Source organism: Paraburkholderia strydomiana, from assembly GCF_046030495.1.
Classification (GTDB): domain Bacteria; phylum Pseudomonadota; class Gammaproteobacteria; order Burkholderiales; family Burkholderiaceae; genus Paraburkholderia; species Paraburkholderia strydomiana_A.
Map to the genome: position 1 here is coordinate 117,024 of NZ_JAQQCJ010000011.1, position 21,053 is coordinate 138,076.

Sequence of the window (21,053 nt, forward strand, 5' to 3'; positions counted from 1 at the left end):
ATTGCCCGACGCCAGGTCTACCGTTACGCCCGTGTCCAACGCGAGGGCCACCGTCGCATCAGCGTCAGATGCCCAACACAGCCCCGGCAATCAGCCGATCAGCCCGGCGGACAAATTACGCGCGGACGCGTCGCGGAATCTGAAAGCCGCGCGGGCCAGTCTGCAGGCGAACAATCTGTCCGCGACGAAGACACGCCTCGCCGCGGCCGTCGCGGCGCAGCCAGGCAACCGCGACGCGCAGCGCATGCGCTCTGCCGTGAGGACCCGCGAAGAGCAGCGCGACGCGTTCCTCAGCCTGGCGCGAGGCTGCGGATACGTGGGGCATTGGACGTGCGCGTCGCACAACGCCGGTAATGCGCTGGAAATCGATTCGAGTAGCAAGGAGGCGCGGCGTCTTCTGACGCTGGCGACGCAGCGATCCGGGCTCCAGATCCCACCGCCCGCCGAAGCGCCGCCCGAACCGCCGCCCCCGCCGCGCGACTTGATCACGCATCATTGAGGGTCATCGATCACATTGCCCTCGACAGCGGCATCACCGCCAGCGGCGGCACATTGGCGTGCGCGCCCACTTCAATGCCTCGACCGACAACAAGCTCGAATTTGCGCGGGTCTTGCAGTGGCCCGCCCTTGCCCCCTCGCCAGAACTGGGGCAATCAGCGACGAATGCGGTCGGGGTAACTGACAATCGGGGAGATTCCCGCACAATGAGCCCGTACGAGACCGCCTGCTATAGACCGACGGCGTCATGACCGCGAGGGGGAGGATCAGCGATGCGCCATCAGTATGCAACGCCATGGATATGGCTTTTTCTGTTACCGCTTGCGCTGGACTATAAGCCAACCGACGCGAGCACGGGCCACTTCGCGCAATTCGGCCTCGTCCTGCCCGCGGCGGCTGCGGGCGTCGCGCTGCTGCTTATCGCCCCCCGCTTTCACGAGCGTTCCCGGCTGCGTTCGGCCATCACATTCAGCATGCTGCTGTGCGTATTCGGCAGCATCGTCGCCCAGCTGGTTCAGGACAACGACACCGGCAACTATCTGCGCACCCTGCTGCCCTTCGTGCTGTTCCTGCTCGGCTATCTCGTCGCGTGCCGGCCGTGGAGCGACTACCGGCTCGCGCAATTCGAAAGGGCGCTGTTCGTCGCCAACCTGATCAGCCTCGTGTTCACGTTCTTCTACGGCATGGCGACGGGCGGCGGTCTCGACGACGTGCGCAATCGGATCATCTCCGTGACGCTGCTCGGCTTGCAAGGCGTGCTGCTGCACGAATTCGTCGTGGCACGGCGCTTCTCGGTCTTTAACATCGCGGTGTTCGCGGCCACCATCGTCGTCGAATGGCTGAGCGAGACGCGCAGCGTGCTGGTCGGCACGGTGCTGCTGTTCCTGCTCGCGATGGCGCTGCGCGCGCCGACCATCCGCCACGCGTGGCGCGCGCTCGCCCGCAGCCTCGTGGCGGGCGCGGTGCTGGCCGGCATGGCGGCGCTCGTGGTCTGGAGTTTTCCGACCGTGACGGAGCCGTGGACCCTGGGGATCTTCGCGTCCCAGGAGAGCGTCTCCGGCACGGACCCGGCTACGATCACGCGAGCCGCCGAAATGCGCGATCAGTACGACCAGGTCACCGCCTCGGCGGACACGCTGCTGTTCGGCAAGGGCTACGGGCACTACTATCGCTACTCGCCCGTCTATCTGCCGTACCTCGCGGACCAGTTCAGCGAGCAGGACTTCTACGCGATCAACGAATGGGCCGCGGGTCACAACTTCTGGGTCTATCAGTTCTTCGCGGGCGGGCTGGTGTTCGGTATCGCCATGCCGCTGGCGATGCTGGCCGCCCTTGCGATCTGTGTCTTCTCATACCGCTACTGGCGCACAGTGCTGCCCAACGCGCCGCTGCTGCCCGTGCTCGGGCGCGCGATCATGCTGTTCGCCGCGCTGCCGGCCACTACCATCGGCGGCAATCCGCTCGGGCCGCACTTCTCGGGTCTGATCTTCGGCGTCGCGCTCGGGCTGATGATCGCCACGTACGCGCGCCTGCCACGCGCGCTGCTGGCGAGCACCATGCGCACGACCCGCGCGCCAGGGCCGCCGCAGCGAGGTCCGGTCGCGATGCCCGACTTGCCGGGCCGCATCCACCCCGGCATGGGCCGCGCCGATCTCGCATCGGCACTCGGTACATCGCGCGCGGCCGGCGGCGCGCCCAACGAAAGCCAGTTCGGCGCACTCGTGCCGCACGGCTCGCGCGCGCCACGCGCCAACCGGCCGCGCATCGGCGAATGAACTTCCCCACCCGCTTCCCAGCGTCGATCCGCGCGAAGGCGGTCCCGTCGAAGGCGTGCGTCGCAGCGGCGTAGCCATGCGCGAAGCGGAACACGAGATCGAAGTCGCGCGCTGCGACGCGCCCGGCGACGGCTGCGTCCCGGCCTTGCCGTTTCCGGCTCGCGCCTGCGACCCGACTCGCGGCCGCTACGGCTATTGTGGACGGCTCGCGGCGTAAATCGCCGCCAGCGCGAAGCGCTTCGACGCGCTCACCGTCCGTAGGCTGTGGCAATGCCACGGCTTAGCCGCATGGAAAGCGCTACACATGGGCGACGTGCCGTACTACGTGAACGTGCACGGCATGCTCGACCCTTGGTTCAAGCAAGCCTATCCGCCCAGGCATCTGAAGAAGTAGCTGTACTGGCCGTGGGCCGAATACGACGTGCCGCACGATGCGCGCACGGTCATCTTCACGACCGGGGAAGAACGCACGCGTGCGTCAATCGTTCTGGCTGTATCGCGCCAATGAACGGATCGTGCCGTTCGGCACGACGGACGGTGCCGGCACTCGACCCGGCGCCGCTTGAGGTGAGCGAAGAGGCATGTCGACCTTCCTTCGCTGTCGGCGCGACTGTTTGTATTCCGGGGTTGCCGCGATACACCTTGCTTCACCACGTGCAGCGTCACGCGACACCCTTGTTTATGCCGAAGCGGTAGCGCGATCGAGCGGCCTGCCGAAGCAGGTCGCGCCCTCAACCGGCGACACTGTCGTAACCGTAATAGCCGCCTTGATAACCCGACCCCAGGAACGCGCCTTCCTGCGGCACGTCGGTCAGCAGCACGCCGCGCATCGCGACGCCGCTGTTGCGCAAGCGCTTGGCCGCCTCGGCGATCTCGTTGGCCGGATGGCGGCCGTGACGTACCACCAGCAGCGTCGTGCCCGCGTATCTGCCGATCAGCGTCGGATCCGTGACCGCGAGCACCGGCGGGGTGTCGACGATCACGAGGTCGTAGTACGGCTTCAGTTCCTCGAGCATCGTTTCGAAGCGTTTGCTCATCAGCAGTTCGGCCGGGTGCGACGGCAGCGAGCCCTTGGCGAGCACGTCGAGACCGGGCAGCACGTCGCGCTGGATCATCGCGCGCAGATCGCCGCCGCTCAACACGTCGGACAGCCCAGGCTGATGCGCGATGCCGAAGTGCGAATGGACTTCGCCGCGCCGCATGTCGCCGTCGATGATCAGCACGCGCTTTTTCGCCGATGCCACCAGCGCCGACAGATTCACCGACAGGAACGACTTACCCGCATCGGGCCGCGAGCCGGTAATCATCACGACGTTGTTCTCTGCGTAATCGAGCGAGAGCTGCAACGAGGTGCGCAGATTGCGCACGCCTTCGACCGCCATGTCTTCGGGCGCCTGCTGCGCGAGTACGTGCAGCCCGCGACGGCGCAGACTCACTTTCTCCTGCAGCCGCAGCTGCGTCTGGCTGCGCGGCACGACCGCGAACACGGGCACGCCGAGCATCGCTTCGAGTTCATCCGGACGCTCGACGCCGCCGTACATCGCGCGTTTGATGAAGGTCAGCAGAATGCCGAGCGCGAGGCCGCCGCCGAGTGCGATCAGAATCGCCTGCATGCGCTTCGGGCGCACCGGTTCGTCGGGCGTTTCGGCGAAATCCACCACACGTACGCTGCCCGTCTGCCCCGCCTTCGCCATGCGCAGTTGCTGCGCGCTGTTCAACAGATTCGTATAGAGCTCCGTATTGACGCGCACGTCGCGCAACAGTTGCATTGCGGTCTGTTCGGTGTCGGGCATCACCGCAACGCTGCGGTTCATGTTCACCTGCGCGCCCTGCAACGCGGCGATCTGCGCGTCGAGTGCGGCTACCATCGGATGACTCGCCGTGAAGCGCTGCGACATCTCCGCGCGTTGCTGTTGCAGATCGAGCAGCCTGCTCTTGTTGTCGACGATCTGCTGCAGCAGCAGGCGGCTTTCCTCGCCCAGGTCGACCGTGCCGTGCGCATTACGGAACTTGTTGTAGCGTTGCTCGGCTTCCTCGAGTGCCTTGCGCGCGCCTGACAGTTGCTGCTCGAGGTACGCCAGCATGTGATCGCTTTCGCCCGAACGGTTCTCGAGGTCCTGACGCAGGAACTCGCGCGCCATGTTGTTCACGATCGCCGCGGTCAATGCGGCGTCGCCGCCTTCGAGACTCGTGCGGATCACGCCGGACTGCTGCGTGGCCTCCTGCACCACCACCGCTTTCTGCAAGCGGTTCACCGTGCTCAGCGTCGACGCGCGCGACAATTCGAATCGCGAGCCGGGCGCGCCGACCAGCTTGTCGACGTGCAGCGCGATCGGACCGTCGGCGGTATCGGTTTCGATGGTCTCGCCGACCCGGCCCGACAGGATCGCAATACCGTTGCGGTCGCGCAGCATATAAGTGCCGTCGGCGCCCGCGATCAGCGTGAAGGTCGTGTCGTACATCTCCTTCGACGTATCGAAGCGCGACACCGCAATGCTCTCGCCGCCCCACGCGAAGCCCGACAGATTGATGAACGACGGCAGCCTGAAACCCCATTGGCCGTTCACCAGCCCCGCGATCATCCGGCCGATGACCGGCAGATAGCGCGGCGTCGCCGTGATATCGAGGTGCAGACTTCTGACGGCCTCCTCCGTGACCTGCCGCGACTTCAGCAACTCGATCTGCGCCGCCGTCGATGGCCTCCCGTCGAACATGCCGGGGAGCGGCGGCGAGGAACTCCTGCCGTTCGCGTTGGCATTGGCCGACCTGTCCTCGACGTGAAACAGCACGTCCGCACGATACGTGGGTGGCGCGAGAAACGCGTACGCGCACCCCAGCGCGAGCGCGATCAGCGTCACCGTGAGAATGGTGCGCCAACCGCGCAAGATCGTGCGGAGATAGTCCGACAGGCGAAGCTCGTCCGATCCGGACACGTCGGTGTAGCGGTTTTCGAAGTTGATTGCCATGTTCTTCACCCAGCAAAGCCCGGCGGTTCAGGTTTCAGCTCGCGCGTCGTGTCATTTCGTCAACACCACGCCCGTCACAGCCGCATTGATGGCCGGCAGCAGCAGGTTCAACACGCGATTGAAGCGAACCAGTCCGCCTTGGCCGACGTACACGATGTCTTTCGGCTGAAGCTCGAACTGATTGGCAAGCACCATCGAAACCGGCGAGGTCGCATCGAGGTGATAGATCTGCGGCGACTCGCTCGTCGAATTGCGGATCACGAACACCTGCTGCGCCGCGGCCGTGTTCGAATCGAAGCTGCCGCCATCCGAGATCGCTTGCGACAGTGTCAGCGAACCGTTGCGCAACGGCAGGACGGTGGCCGGCTTGTTGACCTCGCCCATCACGTACACGCCGCTGTCTTCACGCGCCGCCACCCGGACCAGGTCGCCCGGTTGCAGATAGATCTGCGACGGATTGTGGCCGCGCTTGATCAGGTCGTCGACGTTGATCGGATAGATGACGCCGTTGCGGACCAGCTCGACGCGGCTGCGGTCGGCATTCGCGCTGAAGCCGCCGCCCTGGTTGATCGCCATCGTCAGCGACATCGGAATGTCGTTGAGCGATTGCGCGCCAGGCGTGCGCACTTCACCGTCCAGATAAACCTGCGAATTGCGGAACGACGCCACGCGCACCGTCACTTCGGGCTTCTGGTAGACCTTGCTCAGACGGGAGTGCAGCTCTCTCTGGATTGTCGAGACGTCCTTGCCGGTTACATGCATGGTGCCCGCGTACGGGAACTGAATGTCGCCGCTTTCGTCGATCAGGAAGCCCGGAATCGCATCCGCAGTGCGCGTGCTCTGGTTCGGTTGTCCGAGCGCGGCGGCCAGTTCCGGGTGATCCCACACGACGATCTGCAGCACGTCGCCGGGGCCGACCCTGTAGACGGGCGGCTTGCCGAACAGGCCAAGCGTCTGCGACGGCAGCGCCGCTGACGTTTGATCCGCATTTATCTTGTGCAGCAGCGCCAGGTTGATATCGGTAATCGGTATCTGCTTTTGCTGCGCCGCTTCCGTGCTGAATTCACCCCCTGTGTCCTGAATCGCAGCCGGCGTGACCATCCGTTGACCGGGTGCGATCCCGCATCCGGAAAGCAGCGTTGCCGTAGCGAAAACCAGGAGACTTCCCGTGCGTAGACCAAGTGAGCTCATGATATTTCCTCCGTGCGCGCGGCAACCGTTCCAAAAGCGGTAGCGCCGGCGTGTTTTTAATTGCTTAGTAAGCGTTTCGATGCACCAGTCCAGCGACAATCGTCGCGCCGATAATCCGCATGTCGAGCGCGAACGACCAATGACCCAGGTAATACAGGTCATGTTCAACCCGACGCTCCATCTTTTCGATGCGGTCAGTCTCGCCACGGAAGCCGTTTATCTGCGCCCAGCCCGTGATTCCCGGTTTGATCCGGTAGCGATTGATGTAGCCGGCGACCACTTTCTGATAGAGGTCGTCATGCTCGAGTGCATGGGGACGCGGTCCAACGACCGACATGTCGCCAAGCAACACGTTGAAAAATTGCGGCAGCTCGTCGAGGCTCGTGCGGCGCAGGAACGCGCCGACTTTCGTCACGCGCCTGTCGTCGCGCGTCGCCTGGCTGAGCGTGCCCTTGGCTTCGGTATGCAGACGCATCGAGCGGAACTTGTAGATCGTGAAGACCCGGCCGTCCGCGCCCTTGCGCTTCTGTTTGAACAGCACCGGCCCGCGTGACGAGAGCTTCACCGCGATCGCGATGGCCAGCAGCAGCGGCGCGAGTGCGATCAACGCCGCGGTCGCGAACAGGCGGTCGAAGATTTCCTTCTTCAGCATCGAACTCGCCGAGAGCGGCGACGCGACCAGATTGATCGCCGGCATGCCGAGCAGCTCGACCACGCCGCTGCCTTCGAACAGCGAGTGACTGCGCACGTCGGGCATGAAACGGATGTTCACGAGATCGTCGCGGAATCTGCCGATCAACGCGCAGATCAGCGGCTCCTCGCTCAGCGAGAGCATCAGCCACAGTTCGTGCACGTCGTTCGTGCGGATGTAGTCGGCAAGCGCGTCGACGCTGTCGAACACCGGCACACGCGAGTTCGTCACCGACGTCTCGTCCGGGCGCGTGTTGTAGACGGCGGTCGCGCGAAAACCGGCGGTCGGTGCGGCTTCGATGCGGCGCAGGATGGCTTCGCATTGCGAGCCGCTGCCGACGATCGCGACCTGGTGCAGATTCATGCCGGCGCCGCGAGCGCGCGCCAGCACCGCGTGCGTGATCAGCCGGTACGAGATCAGCAGGCCGCCCGTCATCGCGGTCCAGTACGAAAACCACAGCCGCGACACGAGATCGCTGCGATGCAGCGAATACATCAGCACGAGCGCGCAGCCCTGTACGATCAGCCACGCGAGCGAGACCTGACCGGCGAGCGCGAGCTTGGAGCGGCCGCGCCACGATTCGTAGACGCCGAACGCCGGGAAGATGGCCAGCGCGAACGCGGCGGAAAACATCACGAGCGCCCAATAGAACCCGGATTGAGCGAGGTAATCGAAGCGGATCTGCGACGCCAGCGCCGCCCCCGCCAACACCAACGCGACATCGAAAACTCGCGCGAGCAAATCCTGAAACTTGCGCATTTTGTTTGCCTCTGTGCCTATGCCGTTACTTGCCGTTCCTGTTTGCAGATGAATCCGGCGGGCTGCTTACGAGCAGCGGCCGTAGTTGTCGTTGAACCTCACAATGTCGTCTTCGCCCAGATAGGCGCCTGACTGGATTTCGATGATTTCGAGCGGCACTTTCCCCGGGTTTTCGAGCCGGTGGCGCGTGCCAAGCGGAATGAAGGTCGATTCGTTTTCGCTCAGCAGAAACTGCTCTTCACCGCGCGTGACGAGTGCCGTGCCGCGCACGACCACCCAGTGTTCGGCGCGGTGGTGGTGCAGTTGCAGCGACAGTTGCGCCCCCGGCGTGACGACGATGCGCTTGACCTGGAAGCGCTCGCCGTGGTCGAGCGAGTCGTAGAACCCCCACGGACGGCGCACCTTCCGATGTGCGTCGGCCTCCGGCGCGTGCTGCGCCTTGATACGCGACACCAGCCCCTTCACGTCCTGCACGTGCGAGCGGTCGACCACCAGTACGGCGTCGGCGGTTTCGACCACCACGACGTTGGTGGTGCCGACGCACGCGACCAGCCGCCCTTCCGAATGCGCGTAGCTCGACACAGCGCCTTCGAACGCGACGCGCCCGCGCCCCGCGTTGCCGTTGGCGTCCTTGTCCATCGCGGCCCACACGGCATCCCATGAACCGAGGTCGGACCAGCCCGCATCCAGTCTGACAACCACGCCGGCGGGCATCGCCAGTGCTTTGCCGCCAGGCGGGCTGCGTTGCGCGCCGCCGTGCGCTCCCGCATCAGCGGTGTCGATCAGGCGCTCCATCACCGCGTAGTCGATCGAATCCGCGGGCACGCCGAGGAATGCGTCCAGCAGCGGACGGAACACGGCCTCAGCGGTCTTGCCGCCGACGAACGCGCGCTCGCACGCCGCATGCATGTCGGGCTGCAAGCGCTTGAGCGTGTCGAGCCACACGCTCGCCCGCACGATGAAGATTCCGCTATTCCACCAGTACGTACCGGCCGCCACATACTGCGCGGCGATTTCTTCCGCGGGTTTCTCGACGAAGCCGTCGATCGCATGTCCGCCGTCGCCGAGTTCGGCGCCGATCCGGATATAGCCGAAGCCGGTGTCGGGACGCGTGGGCGGCACGCCCAGCGTCGCGATCGCGCCGCGCTCCGCGTAGCGCGCGGCGCGTTCCAGCGCGCCTTGCAATGCCCGCACATCGCCAATCGAATGGTCGGCCGGCATCACGACGAGAATCGCGTCGCCGCCGTCCGCACACGCGAGCGATGCCGCCAGCGTCAACGCCGGCGCCGTATCGCGGCGCGCCGGTTCCACGATAAGACGCGCGTCGACGCCGTTTTCGTGCAGCTGTTCGGCAATCACGAAGCGATGCTCCTCGCCGCACACGATGATCGGTGCGACGTCCACATTCCAGCCGGCCGGAAAACCGTCCATGCGTCGCGCAGTTGCCTGCAGCAGCGAGTCCGAGCCGACCACGTCGATCAGTTGCTTCGGAAAGTTTTCGCGCGACACGGGCCACAGCCGCGTGCCCGAGCCCCCTGCAAGAATCACCGGGACGATGCGCGCGCAACGCGCGCCGCAGGCTCCGGCAGCGACGTCATTCGATCCGGACGACGCAGCGCTTCCCGCTCCCTGAGTCAACATATTCGGATTCCTTATAATTCTCAAAAGTCTAATGAAATAATTCCTGACGCCGTGTTACTTACGCGCCCGTCAACGCGGCCCCGACCGCGCTATTCGCCGACCATGCGGCGGCTTTGAATCCTGAATTCGGTGGGAGAAATTCTCATCCGCTTGCGGAACACTTTTGCAAGGCGGTCGCCGTTACCCATGCCGGTGCGCCGGGCAATCTTGTCGACCGGCAATTCCGATTCGGTCAACAGGCTGCACGTCACCGCGAGGCGTTCGTGCAGCAGAAAGCTCGATGGCGTGATGCCCATTTCCATCTTGAAGCGGCGCAGAAAGTTGCGCTCGCTCATCGCCGCGAATTGCGCCGCGTCGGCGATCGAAATCGACTGCTGGCAATTCTCCTGAAGCCAGCGAGCCGCCGCGCGCACCTTGTCGCCGGGGCTCAGGCCGCCGTCTTCGCCCAGCAGCGGCGCGAGGTTCGAACACGAATCGGCGAGCAGGCGTTCGGCCACCGAGCGCGCGGTGGCGCCGCCGAGGTCGCGCTTGATCATCGCGAGCGCGCTTCTCATCGACTCGAGCCGATCGCCCGCTTCGGCGGCCGCCTCAGGGTGCCGCGCGCCGTTCGTCTGCTGACCAGGCTCGGCGCTGTCCTTACCCTCCGGCACGTAAGCCGCATCGAGCAGCACGCGCCCCTCCGCGATCGGCCGGATCATGCCGGTGTTGCGGCGCACGCGGCGCAGCCACGCAATCAGCCGCTCGTCGCTGGCGGCGGCGCATGCGCCCTTGCCGCCGGCCACGTACAACGCATCGAAGCCGCCGGAGTGCCGCGCGTCGAGTCCATCGGTCCACACCCGCAGCGCGGACGATGAAGTGACCATGCCGCCATCGGCCGAGAGGAATGACACGTCGTACAGCCAGCCACCGGCGTTCGATGCGGCCAGTTCATTGGCTGCCTGGAAAACCTCGGCCACCACGCCGGCGCCCTGCAGCGAGCAGTCGTTGAACATCAGTATCGCGATGCGGCGCATCCCCTTGGTCGGCGCGTGCACCCACCGCAGCATTGCAGACTCGAGACTCGCGCAGGTCATGGTCATCCTCTCTACGGAAAACGGATCTACTCTTTGCCGTCACGACACAGAGAACCCCGCTCTGTGCCGTGCATCATGCGACGGCCCCTCCAGCATTTAGCCGCCATGACCGAAAGCGCAGACATGTTGGCGTGCCCGCGAGGCCGCCGGCCAGTGAAATTCGGCAACACCTCCCCAGCCGCCGCGCTTCTCGCCAATTTAATTGCCGATTCCACATATGAATGAATAGGCATTTTGCGAATCTTAATGCAAATGAAACGGCGACTGCGTACGCCAGCGCACACTACGCGACCACTCGAAAACGGCGCACTTACAATTCAATTCTCCCGAAATTACGAAGATTTGAAGAGACTTTTTTCGGGGTTTTCTGCGCAATGAGAGTAACCGCCTTCGCCATTGCTGTCTGTGCCGGACCCCACGTAAATTTGCCCCGACCATAAAACTTCGCACTACTTTTCAAAAACAGACATCCAATATAGGCACTCGAAGGTCGACCAGATTATTTAATTTATTGTTATTGGCAATCGGGAATATAAGGCTGGCGATTAACGTTTCAGACATGAACCAAAGACAACTTGAGACCCTCGCGCGATAGGCGAGCCAATGGCCGATTGCGCCGAGGGCGGACCGGGTCGATTCCGCCAGTGAATTGCGCAAATGCACTATCCGCCTTGCGCAACGGCTTGCCTTGCCAGGCAAGTAAACGCCGTTCTGATCTGATGGATAGCAATTCGATCAGGCATTGCGAGCAGACCGCGGAGGCCGTGTGCAGGCGAATAGTGCACCTGCGGTTTCCACGGCACACGCGACATGTTGTATGGCAACGTTGCACTGCATGTCGTCAAAAATGTGGTCGCGTAGAGTCGAATACCGTCCCAGTCCGCTCGGCATCGGCTGCTACACGGAGGGCATGTGCGTGCACCGTTATCACGACGCACCACCACACCCGAAGGCAACGTGGTGCGCAAGCGGCGCAATGTGCCGATAATTCGGCGCTTCGTGACAGCTTCGAGGCCGGCAGGAGAACAGAGCACGTGCGGACGACGGGTTAGCATGCCTGACAACACGCTGGAACCGCTTCTATCCTATGAATGCCCTTATCTGGATCACGCTGGTCCTCGCTGCGATGATCGGCGCGCTCCTCTTTACGACGATCGGCGCATTACTGATTGCGCTGCTGCTCGGCAACGTGTCGGATCGGCTCGCCCGCACCGACGAGAATCATCGGGACTATTGACGCGCCGACGAGCGTCGCGGCACTCGCCTGAGGATCGCTTGTATCGACCGGCGTCGGGCTTGCGGGAGCGCGCATGCTGCCGCCGAATCTGACCGAGTCGCCGGTGTATGAGGTGCCGAACACTGCGTCGAAGGCGAAGACCAATGCGACGGTGCCGGTTAGATACGCCGCCCTGTCAGCTTGCCGAAGGCGGCGTGTCAGATTCACGCGTCGCCCTCGGCGGTTCTGAATGTGAAAAGACAGAAATCCCAACAGCATCGGCAAAATCAGCGCACACTACCTCATTGCTCCTGTGAGGAGCGAAAAACGCCAATTGGGAGTCCATCATGGCAAAAGGTCAGATGCGCAGTAACCGCGAAGTCAAGAAACCGAAGCAGGAGAAGAAGCCGCAACCTGCCACGTCGCCATCGGGCGGCACGCCGATTCGCGTAGCACCGAGCGTTTCGGCGACCCAGAAGAAGCACTAAACGCGAGCCGGCCCGCCTTCACAAGGCGGGCCGCTTTACTTCAGCTTGACTTCCGCGTTGCTTCACCTCCCGCCTGCGGCTACCTGGAAATATCCTCCAGCGCGACATCGCGCGTTTTCGGTCCCAGCGTGCCGATGGCGATCATGACCACCGCCATCGCGCCGGAAATGAACACGAACACCCCGTTCACGCCGAAGCGGCTCAAACACCCGGCGATCACGAACGCCGAGAACACCGCCGAAATCCGGCTCCACGAATAAACGAATCCCACCGCCCGCGCGCGGATGCTGGTCGGAAACAACTCCGCCTGATACGCGTGATAGCTGTACGAAATGATGTTGCCCGCCAGTACGAGGCACACGCCGAGGCTCACCAGCAACACGGTCTCGCGCGCCTGGCTGAAGGCCAGCCCACACACCACGTTCACCCCCGCCATGAAGATGATCACCGTCTTGCGCTCGAAGCGGTCGGCAATCAGCAAGCCCAGCAGCGGCCCGAGCGGCGCGGCGAGCGCGATGATGCTCGCGTACATCAGGCTCGTCGTGACCGTGATGCCCTGCTTGATCAGCAACGTCGGAATCCAGTTCGCGAAGCCGTAGTAGCCCATTGTCTGGAACACGTGGAAGATGATCAGCATCAGCGTGCGCCGGCGATACGGCGGCGCGAGCAGATCACGGAACGCCGCACGTGCGCGCACCGGCTCGGGCGACGCCGGCTGCGGCAGCGGCTGGCCGTATTCGCGTTCGACGCGCGCTTCGAGCCGCTTCATCACCGCGTCGGCTTCGTCGATACGGCCTTTTTGCGCGAGCCAGCGCGGGCTTTCCGGCAAACGCAGACGGATCCACCACACCACGATCGCGCCGACCACGCCGGTCAGCACGACGAGGCGCCAGCCGTCGAGTCCGAAGTAACGATGCGGCACCAGCAGATAGGACAGGAACGCGACGATCGGCACCGCGCAGAAGCCGACCGCCTGCGAGCACGCCGACGCGCGGCCGCGAATATGCTTCGGCACCAGTTCGGAGATGTACGTGCCGATCGTGACGATCTCCACGCCAATGCCGATGCCCGCGATGAAGCGCCACAGGTTGAGCCCGAACGCGGTGTCCTGAAAGGCCATGACGATGTTGGCCGCGGTGTACCACAGCAGCGACCACGTGAAGATCGCGCGGCGTCCGAAACGGTCGGCGAGAAAACCGCACGCCGCCGTGCCGATGAACAGGCCCGCGAACAACGCGGCGATGAAGCTCGCAACGCCGCTGGTGCCGAACAGACCATGGGTGGTCGCGGTGAGAATGCCGCTGCGCACGAGTCCCGGCGCGATGTAGCCGGAGAACATCAGGTCGTACAGCTCGAAGAAGAGGCCGAGGCTCAGCAGCATCACCAGCTTCCAGATCGAACGGGTGGCGGGCAAGCGGTCGAGCCGCGCGGAAATGCGCGCGCCTTCCAGCGCGATCCGCCCGGCGTGGTCGGCCGCCGATTCGCCTGCGCCTGCGCCGGTGTCCGTGTCCGTGTTCGCGGGCAAGCCGCCCAGTGCGGCAGCATCGCCGAGTGCCGTCGCATACACCGCCTGATTCGACGATTTCATCGCCTGTCTCCAATCCAACGCAAATGATTGCGGAAGTCCGGTCTATCGCCGGATGAAATTTGAGGGGACTACATTGGCGGCACCGGACTCCACGCCGCGCCTCAACCGTCGCGCCGCGTTTGCTCTAGCCAGTACCGCGTGCGTCACGCCGCTTCGCGCGGCACTTGAGACGCCGCACCACCACCGCCCAGCGCCGCGATCTGCGCGTCGTCATAACCGAGACCGCGCAGCACGTCGGCGGTGTGCTCGCCGATCTTCGCGATCGGCTGACGCGGCTGCAAACGCGCGCCGTCCATCGAAATCGGCAGCAAGGGCATGGCAGTCTCGCTACCGTCGTCGAGCGTCAGGCACGCAAGCCCGCCGCTTTCGAGCAGGTGCGGATCGTCGAACAATGCTTCGGGCTTCGTGATCGACGCGAACGGAATATGGTCGCGCTCGAACAGCGGCACGAGCGCCGCGCCTTCGAATTGACGCAAGGTTTCACCGAGCGATTTCAGCAGCCACTCACGCGCCAGCACGCGATCGTTGTTGGTCGCGAGACGCGGATCGGCGACCAGGTCGGCGCGGCCGAGAATCGCGCACAGCGCGCGCCACTGACCGTCGCCGGTCGCGGCGATGAACATCTGCTCGTCGTTGGCGAGCGTGAACACGTCGTACACGGCCCACGCGCTGATGCGCTCCGGCATCGGCGCGGCGGGCACGCCGGTCGCCGCGAACTGCTGCATGTGCTGCGCGGACAGCAGCACACAGTTCTCGAACAGCGCGCTTTGCACTTCCTTGCCGCGTCCGCTCGCGTGTCGCTCGTGCAGCGCGGCGAGCACGCCGATCGCGCCGAACATGCCGCCCATGATGTCGTTGACCGAACTGCCGGCGCGCAGCGGCCGGCCGACCGGACCCGTCATGTACGCGAGGCCCGCCATCATCTGCACGACTTCGTCGAGCGCGAGGCGGTGTTCGTAAGGGCCGTTCAGAAAGCCCTTGTGCGACACGTAGATCAGCTTCGGATTGCGCTCGCGCAGCGTCGCGTAATCGAGGCCGAGACTCGCCATGCGGCCCGGCTTGAAGTTTTCGACGAAAACGTCGGCGGTATCGACGAGCTTGTGCAGCGCGGCGAGTCCTGCTTCGCTGTCGAGATCGAGCGCGACACTCTTCTTGTTGCGATTGAAGGTGCGGAAAAAACCCGCGCCGGTGCCGAGCAGACGGCGCGTGCCGTCGCCGCGCGGCGGCTCGACCTTGATCACTTCGGCGCCGAGGTCGCCGAGAATCATCCCGCAGGTCGGGCCCATCACCATATGCGACAACTCGATCACGCGAATACCCGCGAGCGGCAACGCGCCCTGCTGCGGCGCGGACGAGGCGGAATCGGAAGTGGACGAAAGCGGATTCATTGCAGCACCTGCGGTTCGGTAGCGGGTTGGAAAGATTCGAATGCCTGCCGGCCGGCGGCGAGTTGCTTCGGCAGGCCGGCGCGCGCCAGGTAGCCGTACAGTGGCTCGCCGGGCAATGCGTCGGCGAGCACGGCGCGCGACGCGAGCAGCCTCGTGAGATCGATGCCGGTGTCGTAGCCCATGCTGTCGAGCATGAACACGAGGTCTTCGGTATTGACGTTGCCGGTCGCGCCCGGCGCATGCGGACAACCGCCGAGACCGGCCAGCGACGCGTCGAATTCGCGGATGCCGTGTTTCAGCGCGACCAGCGTGTTGGCGAGGCCGAGGCCGCGCGTGTCGTGGAAATGCAGCGAGCGCAGCCGCTCGCCCGCGACGTCGCGCACCAGTTCGATGATCTCGCCGACCTGGCGCGGCGTCGCCTCGCCGGTGGTGTCGCCAAGCGCGATCACGTCGGCGCCCGCTTGCAGCGCGGCGCGCGCGATCGCGGCGATATCCGCGTACGGCACCGCGCCTTGCAGCGTGCAGCCGAACACCGTCGACAAGCCGGCGATCAGTTCGACGCGCCGCGTCCCGCCGGTCGATGCGGCGTCGATCGCCTCGCGCATCGTGGCGAACGCGTCGATCATGTCAGCGGGCGTCTTGCGTACGTTGGCGAGGCTATGTGCGGCGCTCACCGAAATCGGCGCGACGATCCGGTGTACGCCGGTGTGGAGCGCGCGTTGCGCGCCCTTCAGATTCGGCGCCAGGGCCGTCACGATCAGATCGTCGTAGGTGAGCGCGTGGGCGATGACTTCATCGGCGTCGGCCATTTGCGGCAGCAGTTTCGCGGGCACGAACGACGCGACTTCCATATGCCGCACGCCGGCTGCATAAGCGGCGTCGATCCAGCGCCGTTTGAACGCGGTGGGCATCGTGCGGGCGATGCTTTGCAGGCCGTCGCGCATGCCGACTTCGGTCACGACGACGCGCTCCTGGGTTTCACTCATGGTCTTTGATCCCGGTGTCGGATTCCGCTGGGGAGGCGAGGAATGAAGCAACTGGACGACAGCGTGCCCGCGCACGGGCGCGGCGGGAAGTCTGCGTTGACGACGCAGTCCATCGCGGCTCGCGATGGCGGCTTCGGCAAGCTGGGCGGGCGTTCGCGCGCCGGGAGGGAAAACCCTTAAGGGGTTTTCAGAAGAGTTCTGTGGCGGGGTTCAGGTGGCCTTGCTGAGCCGCAGCGGGCGGCATGGACGATCATCACCAGGGTACGCATGCCCACGAAGCGCGCGCCTGACTGGTGAATGCGGTGAATGCGGTGAATGCGCGCTCCACGGGTCAGACCGCGCCGAGCAAATGCGTCAACAGATGTGACGCCGCCAGCGTCAGCGCATTCCGATCCCGCATGCAGATCACGAACCGGCGCTCGGCCCACGCCTCGCGCAACGGCACGGCGACAATGCCGTATTCATCGGCGGCATGGCGGGGCAATGCCTCGCGCGGCAGGATCGCCACCGCGAGCCCGGCCTGGATGAAGCGATAGGCGGCGTCGAACGTCGACACGTAGGTTCGATAGTTCAGCTCGCCGCCCTTCTCCACTGCGATGCGCTGCATCAGCGCATTCACCGACGCATTCGAGGCGAGTCCCAGGTGATCGAAAGCGAGCGTCTGCTCGAAGCCGACGGCGGTCTCACCGGCAAGCGGATGCGCGCGCGGCACGATCAGCGCGAGATGATCGGCGCGATACGGCAGGACGTCGAGACTGCCCATCGGCACGACGTCGCGGCAGATGCCGAGATCGGCGACGCCCTCTTCCAGACCACGGACGATTTCGCCGCTCACGCGCTCCTCGACATCGACGCGAATTCCCGGATTGGCCTTCAGGAACACCGACAAGGCCTCGGGCAAGAACTCCACCATCGACGACACGTTCGCCAGCACCCGCACATGTCCGCGCGCGCCGGCCGCGTACTCGCTGAGTTCGGCCTGCAGCCGTTCGTGGCCGCGCATGATGAGCCGCGCATGACGCAGCAACGCCTCGCCGGCGGCGGTCGCGCGCACGCCGCGCTGGCTGCGCGAGAGCAGCGCGACATCGACCAGCGCCTCGAGATCGGCGAGCCGCTTGCTGACCGCCGACGGCGCGATGAACTCGCGTTCGGCCGCCCGTGCGATCGTCCCTTCCTCGCATACGGCGATGAACAAGCGCAGCGTCACCTGATCGATCTGCCACATGAGCGGGCGCGCTCCCGAAATTTGAAGTGGCAAAATTATGCCCGAGGAAGGCGCGCGCCGAACCGATCCCAGGGTATCCACGGCCGATATGCGAGCCGGGTAGCGGCGGCCCGCCGGAGCGCAGGCTTGCGGACATCCATCGGGCGCGAAAGCGGCTGCCGGCGATCTCGCGCGGCCTTGCCCGCGCCTGTCGCTCTGGCTATGCTGACGGACTCGCCGAATTGCCGCCTTCGCAAAAGCAGCGCCGCGCGAGCGGGCGCCTCTGCGTAGGAGCGGCAAGAACGGCACGGACGGCACGAGCCGCGACGAACCACTGCGACGCGCCGCGAACCGCGAACCACGAACCACAAGCTGCCGCAACGAAACGAACCACCCCGCGTCACGAACCACTGCTCAAAGGCTTCCCATGTCGACCACCAGTCTTTTCTTCACCGCCGCGGGCGTCGGCCTCGCGATTGCCGCGCCGGTCGGCCCGATGGGCATGCTGTGCATCCGCCGCACGTTGACGGGCGGCCCGCGCGCGGGACTGGCGATCGGCTTCGGCATTGCGACCGGCGATGCGCTCTACGGTCTGATCGCGGCGCTGGGTCTCGTCGGTATTTCGCAGTTCATGCTCGCCTACGACCGCCCTCTGCATCTGCTCGCGGGTCTGTTCCTGCTCTATCTCGGCGTGCGCACGCTGCTGCAGAAGCCCGCCGCCGACACCTCGAACGGCAACGGCGACGGCAAGCTCGCGCAGGTGGGCCGCGCGGGCGCCTTGCGCGCGTATGCGAGCGCCTTGCTGCTCACGCTGACCAATCCGCAAACCGTCATCATGTTCGCCGCGCTGTTCACGACGCTCGCGCCGCGCGGCGCCTTCTCCCCGGCCATCGCGTTGACCACGGTGGGCGGCGTGTTCGCCGGCTCGATCGCGTGGTGGTGCGTGCTCGTGAGCGTGGTGTCGCTCGCGCGTCACGCGATCGGCAGCCGGCTGCGCGTCGCGATCGACCGCGTGGTCGGCTTCACGCTGGCGGCGTTCGGGGTCGTCGAGATTCGCCGCGCGCTTTGAACGGGACGCGTCACGGGACGCGCGGCGCGCTCGCGCCTGACCGTGTTCCGTACGCAAGCGCGGCAGTTTTGCGACAATAGCGGCTTTCGCCGCGCCGCGGCGGCCCGTGGCGCGCCTCCGGTGCGCCTGTGCCGGCCCGCATTGCGCGCCGCTGCTTGCGGCGCGTGGCGGCTCACACGCGACGGCCCCGCCGCCCGACCCTTCCACCCATCCGACCGTCAGCGGTCTGCTCAATGGCACTTCCCCACATCGATCTGCTGTACTCCGTCTCCGGCCTGTTCGTCGGCTTGCTGGTCGGACTGACGGGCGTCGGCGGCGGCTCGCTGATGACGCCGATCCTGGTTCTGCTATTCAACGTGCATCCGGCCACCGCGGTCGGCACCGACTTGCTGTACGCGGCCGCCACCAAGGCGACCGGCACCCTCGTGCACGGCCTGAAGGGCTCGGTCGACTGGCAGATCACCCTGCGCCTCGCCGCCGGCAGCGTGCCGGCCGCGACGATCACGCTGATCCTGCTGCATCGCTACGGGATGGACACGCCGGGCGCGAGCCGGCTGATCCAGATCGTGCTCGGTGCAGCGCTGCTGGTGACGGCGGTGGCGCTGGTGTTCCGGCCGCAGCTCGCGGCGCTCGGCGCGCGCGGGCAACGCGCGCCGAAGCAGGCGCGCACGCTCGCGCTGACCATGCTGACCGGCGCGATACTCGGCGTGCTGGTGTCGCTGACGTCGGTGGGCGCGGGCGCGATCGGCGTGACCGTGTTGCTGCTGTTGTATCCGTTGCTGCCGACCACGCGCATCGTCGGCTCGGACATCGCGCATGCGGTGCCGCTCACGCTGCTGGCGGGCGCGGGTCACTGGCTGCTGGGTTCGGTCGACTGGTCGATGCTGGCGTCGCTGCTGGTCGGGTCGCTGCCGGGTATCGCGATCGGCAGCTACCTGTCGTCGCGCGCGCCCGATGCGCTGCTGCGCAATCTGCTCGCCGCCACGCTAACGCTGGTTGGCGTGCGGCTCGTGATGGCGTGATGCATCGGCGCAGGCGCTGATGCGAGGGTCGAGCTGTGCGCTGACATCGACCAGGCGCCGCTCCCTCGCCGCTACTTGAAAAACCGGCAGGTCAGATCGGCTTCGAACTGCCTGATCCATTGGCCATGACTGTCGCGATACGACTGCGTCCAGCCCGCGCGCCGCACGGTGACGAGACGTTCGTGCGCGGGCTCGCCGGCCTTCGCGCTAGCACTGATGTCGAAGTGCACCGGTGCGAAGCCGTGCCGCGCGCACACCAGCTCGAAAGCCGCCCGATCGCCGATCGGCAGATCCGTATAGCGAAAAAACGTGGTTCCCATGGCATTGACTCCGATACCCATGCGTCACAGTACGCTTCGCGAGACGTCAACTCTGTGTTGCAGCGCACGGAGCAGTCATCGCAACAGCGCCGGCAACCAACGCGCAACGGGGAAATCATCGGAGCAATTGCGAAAAGGCATCGCAACAAAAAATCAAGACAAAAAAAAGCTCCGGCGTTGTGCCGGAGCCTTGCTACACATCTGCTTCACGATCGCGCACGCGGTGTCGAGCCGCCTCCACCCGCTTGCACCCGCGTGGCGCCGCGGCGCCGGTCAAGTCCGCCGGGCGCAGCCCGATTCGTGCCGCGCGCTCATGACAAACTGATTACTGTTGCATCACGGTCAGCTTGTTCGACACCGACGTCACGCCCGCAACGCCCTTCGCGGCTGCGCCGGCGGCATCGATCTGGCCTTGGTCGGGCACCGTGCCCGACAGCGTCACCGCGCCAGAGCGAGCACGCACGGAAATGTTCGACACGTCGAGGCCTTGCGTCTTGGTGAGGGCGCCCCGGACCTTGCGGCCCAGTTCGTTGTTCGCCCGCTTGCCGGCCTTGACCGTTGCCGCCGACGACGACGGCGCATCGTTCGACTGGGCGTAGACGTTGCACGCCAACACCATTGCCACGACCGAACCCAGCGTTTTCAGATAACCGACCGATTTCATGGTTTCTCTTCTCCTTGGTTTCACATTGGACCGCGTGCAGAAGCGGCTTCGTTACGACTTCCGGCGGCCGTGCAAGAAGGAACACACAGCGAGGTGCGTCCCGACGCCGGCTGGCTTTGGCTGCAACACGTATGCGAGAGGCGGGAGAAACCGGCTGCCGTTTGCCGCATGCGATGTCGGGCATGTCTGCGGTACGGAACCGGCAAGCCGCGACGTTCGAGAGCGTGCCCGGTTCTGGTGTGGTGCCGGGTCACGCCGCGCAAACCCTGGTTCGCGGCAGCGATGCTCAATTTAATCCAGGCGCGCCGGAAGCGCAAAGGGTTTAGTCATCCGCGCAGCATGCGGCGGCGCCGGGTGTGGGCCATGTGCCACGCACTTGCCACTCATGTCCACTCATGTGCCGCGCGCACTCCAGGCGTGTGACAGCCGTGCCGTCCGAGCGCGGGATTCCCCCGGCATGCGCACCGCCAGCACCTCAAGTTCATACCGAGGTCAAACCGCGCTCACCATTTGT

Annotated in this window: 19 protein-coding genes; 8 read left to right on the forward strand and 11 right to left on the reverse strand. The window is 65.3% G+C overall.

The genetic code is table 11. The annotated features are described in order from the left end of the window. Position 1: 1 nt before the first annotated feature. The 3 genes from PQQ53_RS16600 to PQQ53_RS16610 all read left to right on the forward strand — a co-directional run bounded on the left by PQQ53_RS16600 (position 2) and on the right by PQQ53_RS16610 (position 2,490). On the forward strand, positions 2 to 499 hold the full coding sequence (locus PQQ53_RS16600; protein WP_408144325.1) for a hypothetical protein: 498 nt from the start codon (positions 2 to 4) through the stop codon (positions 497 to 499). Positions 500 to 770: 271 nt separating this feature from the next. Further along, positions 771 to 2,273, forward strand: coding sequence for an O-antigen ligase family protein (locus PQQ53_RS16605; protein WP_408324941.1), 1,503 nt, complete (start codon positions 771 to 773; stop codon positions 2,271 to 2,273). A gap of 76 nt (positions 2,274 to 2,349) precedes the next feature. Further along, complete coding sequence (locus PQQ53_RS16610) at positions 2,350 to 2,490, forward strand: hypothetical protein (RefSeq protein ID WP_408324943.1); 141 nt, start codon at positions 2,350 to 2,352, stop codon at positions 2,488 to 2,490. Positions 2,491 to 3,004: 514 nt separating this feature from the next. Here the strand turns inward: PQQ53_RS16610 and PQQ53_RS16615 are convergent. From PQQ53_RS16615 to PQQ53_RS16635, 5 genes are all read right to left on the reverse strand, one after another. Next, positions 3,005 to 5,239, reverse strand: a complete 2,235-nt coding sequence (locus PQQ53_RS16615; RefSeq protein WP_408324945.1) for a polysaccharide biosynthesis tyrosine autokinase — start codon at positions 5,237 to 5,239, stop codon at positions 3,005 to 3,007. Positions 5,240 to 5,290: 51 nt separating this feature from the next. Beyond that, a complete protein-coding gene (locus PQQ53_RS16620; protein WP_408144318.1) occupies positions 5,291 to 6,430 on the reverse strand; it encodes a polysaccharide biosynthesis/export family protein in 1,140 nt (379 codons plus the stop codon). Positions 6,431 to 6,494: 64 nt separating this feature from the next. Then, positions 6,495 to 7,880 carry an undecaprenyl-phosphate glucose phosphotransferase gene (locus PQQ53_RS16625; RefSeq protein ID WP_408324947.1) on the reverse strand — a complete coding sequence of 462 codons (1,386 nt, stop codon included), beginning with the start codon at positions 7,878 to 7,880 and terminating at the stop codon, positions 6,495 to 6,497. A gap of 66 nt (positions 7,881 to 7,946) precedes the next feature. Then, the gene (locus PQQ53_RS16630; RefSeq protein WP_408324949.1) at positions 7,947 to 9,521 is read right to left on the reverse strand and encodes a sugar phosphate nucleotidyltransferase; all 1,575 of its coding nucleotides are present in this window, start codon (positions 9,519 to 9,521) and stop codon (positions 7,947 to 7,949) included. Positions 9,522 to 9,610: 89 nt separating this feature from the next. Beyond that, complete coding sequence (locus tag PQQ53_RS16635; protein WP_408144485.1) at positions 9,611 to 10,594, reverse strand: helix-turn-helix domain-containing protein; 984 nt, start codon at positions 10,592 to 10,594, stop codon at positions 9,611 to 9,613. A gap of 1,087 nt (positions 10,595 to 11,681) precedes the next feature. On the opposite strand from PQQ53_RS16635, the gene PQQ53_RS16640 reads away from it, so the two are divergent. Together PQQ53_RS16640 and PQQ53_RS16645 are read left to right on the forward strand one after the other, a co-directional pair. Then, on the forward strand, positions 11,682 to 11,831 hold the full coding sequence (locus PQQ53_RS16640) for a hypothetical protein (protein WP_408144312.1): 150 nt from the start codon (positions 11,682 to 11,684) through the stop codon (positions 11,829 to 11,831). Between the two features lie 326 nt (positions 11,832 to 12,157). Beyond that, positions 12,158 to 12,298 (forward strand): hypothetical protein, encoded by a 141-nt coding sequence (locus PQQ53_RS16645; protein WP_408144310.1) that lies wholly within the window; start codon positions 12,158 to 12,160, stop codon positions 12,296 to 12,298. Between the two features lie 79 nt (positions 12,299 to 12,377). Here PQQ53_RS16645 and PQQ53_RS16650 read toward each other — a convergent pair whose 3' ends face one another. The 3 genes from PQQ53_RS16650 to PQQ53_RS16660 all read right to left on the reverse strand — a co-directional run bounded on the left by PQQ53_RS16650 (position 12,378) and on the right by PQQ53_RS16660 (position 16,260). Continuing rightward, positions 12,378 to 13,886 carry an MFS transporter gene (locus tag PQQ53_RS16650; RefSeq protein WP_408324951.1) on the reverse strand — a complete coding sequence of 503 codons (1,509 nt, stop codon included), beginning with the start codon at positions 13,884 to 13,886 and terminating at the stop codon, positions 12,378 to 12,380. A gap of 143 nt (positions 13,887 to 14,029) precedes the next feature. After that, positions 14,030 to 15,274 carry a CaiB/BaiF CoA transferase family protein gene (locus tag PQQ53_RS16655; protein ID WP_408324953.1) on the reverse strand — a complete coding sequence of 415 codons (1,245 nt, stop codon included), beginning with the start codon at positions 15,272 to 15,274 and terminating at the stop codon, positions 14,030 to 14,032. Then, a complete protein-coding gene (locus tag PQQ53_RS16660; RefSeq protein WP_408324955.1) occupies positions 15,271 to 16,260 on the reverse strand; it encodes a hydroxymethylglutaryl-CoA lyase in 990 nt (329 codons plus the stop codon). Before PQQ53_RS16660 ends, PQQ53_RS16655 begins: the two co-directional genes overlap by 4 nt. Positions 16,261 to 16,302: 42 nt before the next feature. On the opposite strand from PQQ53_RS16660, the gene PQQ53_RS16665 reads away from it, so the two are divergent. Next, positions 16,303 to 16,440, forward strand: a complete 138-nt coding sequence (locus tag PQQ53_RS16665) for a hypothetical protein (RefSeq protein WP_408324957.1) — start codon at positions 16,303 to 16,305, stop codon at positions 16,438 to 16,440. 151 nt (positions 16,441 to 16,591) lie between these two features. Here the strand turns inward: PQQ53_RS16665 and PQQ53_RS16670 are convergent, their stop codons facing one another. Beyond that, positions 16,592 to 17,485: a LysR family transcriptional regulator gene (locus PQQ53_RS16670; protein ID WP_408144300.1), complete on the reverse strand. Its 894-nt coding sequence runs from the start codon at positions 17,483 to 17,485 to the stop codon at positions 16,592 to 16,594. 406 nt (positions 17,486 to 17,891) lie between these two features. Between PQQ53_RS16670 and PQQ53_RS16675 the strand changes: the two genes are divergently transcribed. Both PQQ53_RS16675 and PQQ53_RS16680 read left to right on the forward strand, forming a co-directional pair. Then, positions 17,892 to 18,533: a LysE family translocator gene (locus tag PQQ53_RS16675; RefSeq protein ID WP_408144298.1), complete on the forward strand. Its 642-nt coding sequence runs from the start codon at positions 17,892 to 17,894 to the stop codon at positions 18,531 to 18,533. A gap of 233 nt (positions 18,534 to 18,766) precedes the next feature. Then, the gene (locus PQQ53_RS16680; protein ID WP_408144296.1) at positions 18,767 to 19,555 is read left to right on the forward strand and encodes a sulfite exporter TauE/SafE family protein; all 789 of its coding nucleotides are present in this window, start codon (positions 18,767 to 18,769) and stop codon (positions 19,553 to 19,555) included. Positions 19,556 to 19,626: 71 nt separating this feature from the next. On the opposite strand, the gene PQQ53_RS16685 is transcribed toward PQQ53_RS16680, so the two are convergent. Both PQQ53_RS16685 and PQQ53_RS16690 read right to left on the reverse strand, forming a co-directional pair. Further along, positions 19,627 to 19,875, reverse strand: coding sequence for a hypothetical protein (locus PQQ53_RS16685; RefSeq protein WP_408144294.1), 249 nt, complete (start codon positions 19,873 to 19,875; stop codon positions 19,627 to 19,629). Positions 19,876 to 20,200: 325 nt separating this feature from the next. After that, the gene (locus tag PQQ53_RS16690) at positions 20,201 to 20,539 is read right to left on the reverse strand and encodes a BON domain-containing protein (protein ID WP_408152972.1); all 339 of its coding nucleotides are present in this window, start codon (positions 20,537 to 20,539) and stop codon (positions 20,201 to 20,203) included. Positions 20,540 to 21,053 lie beyond the last annotated feature (514 nt).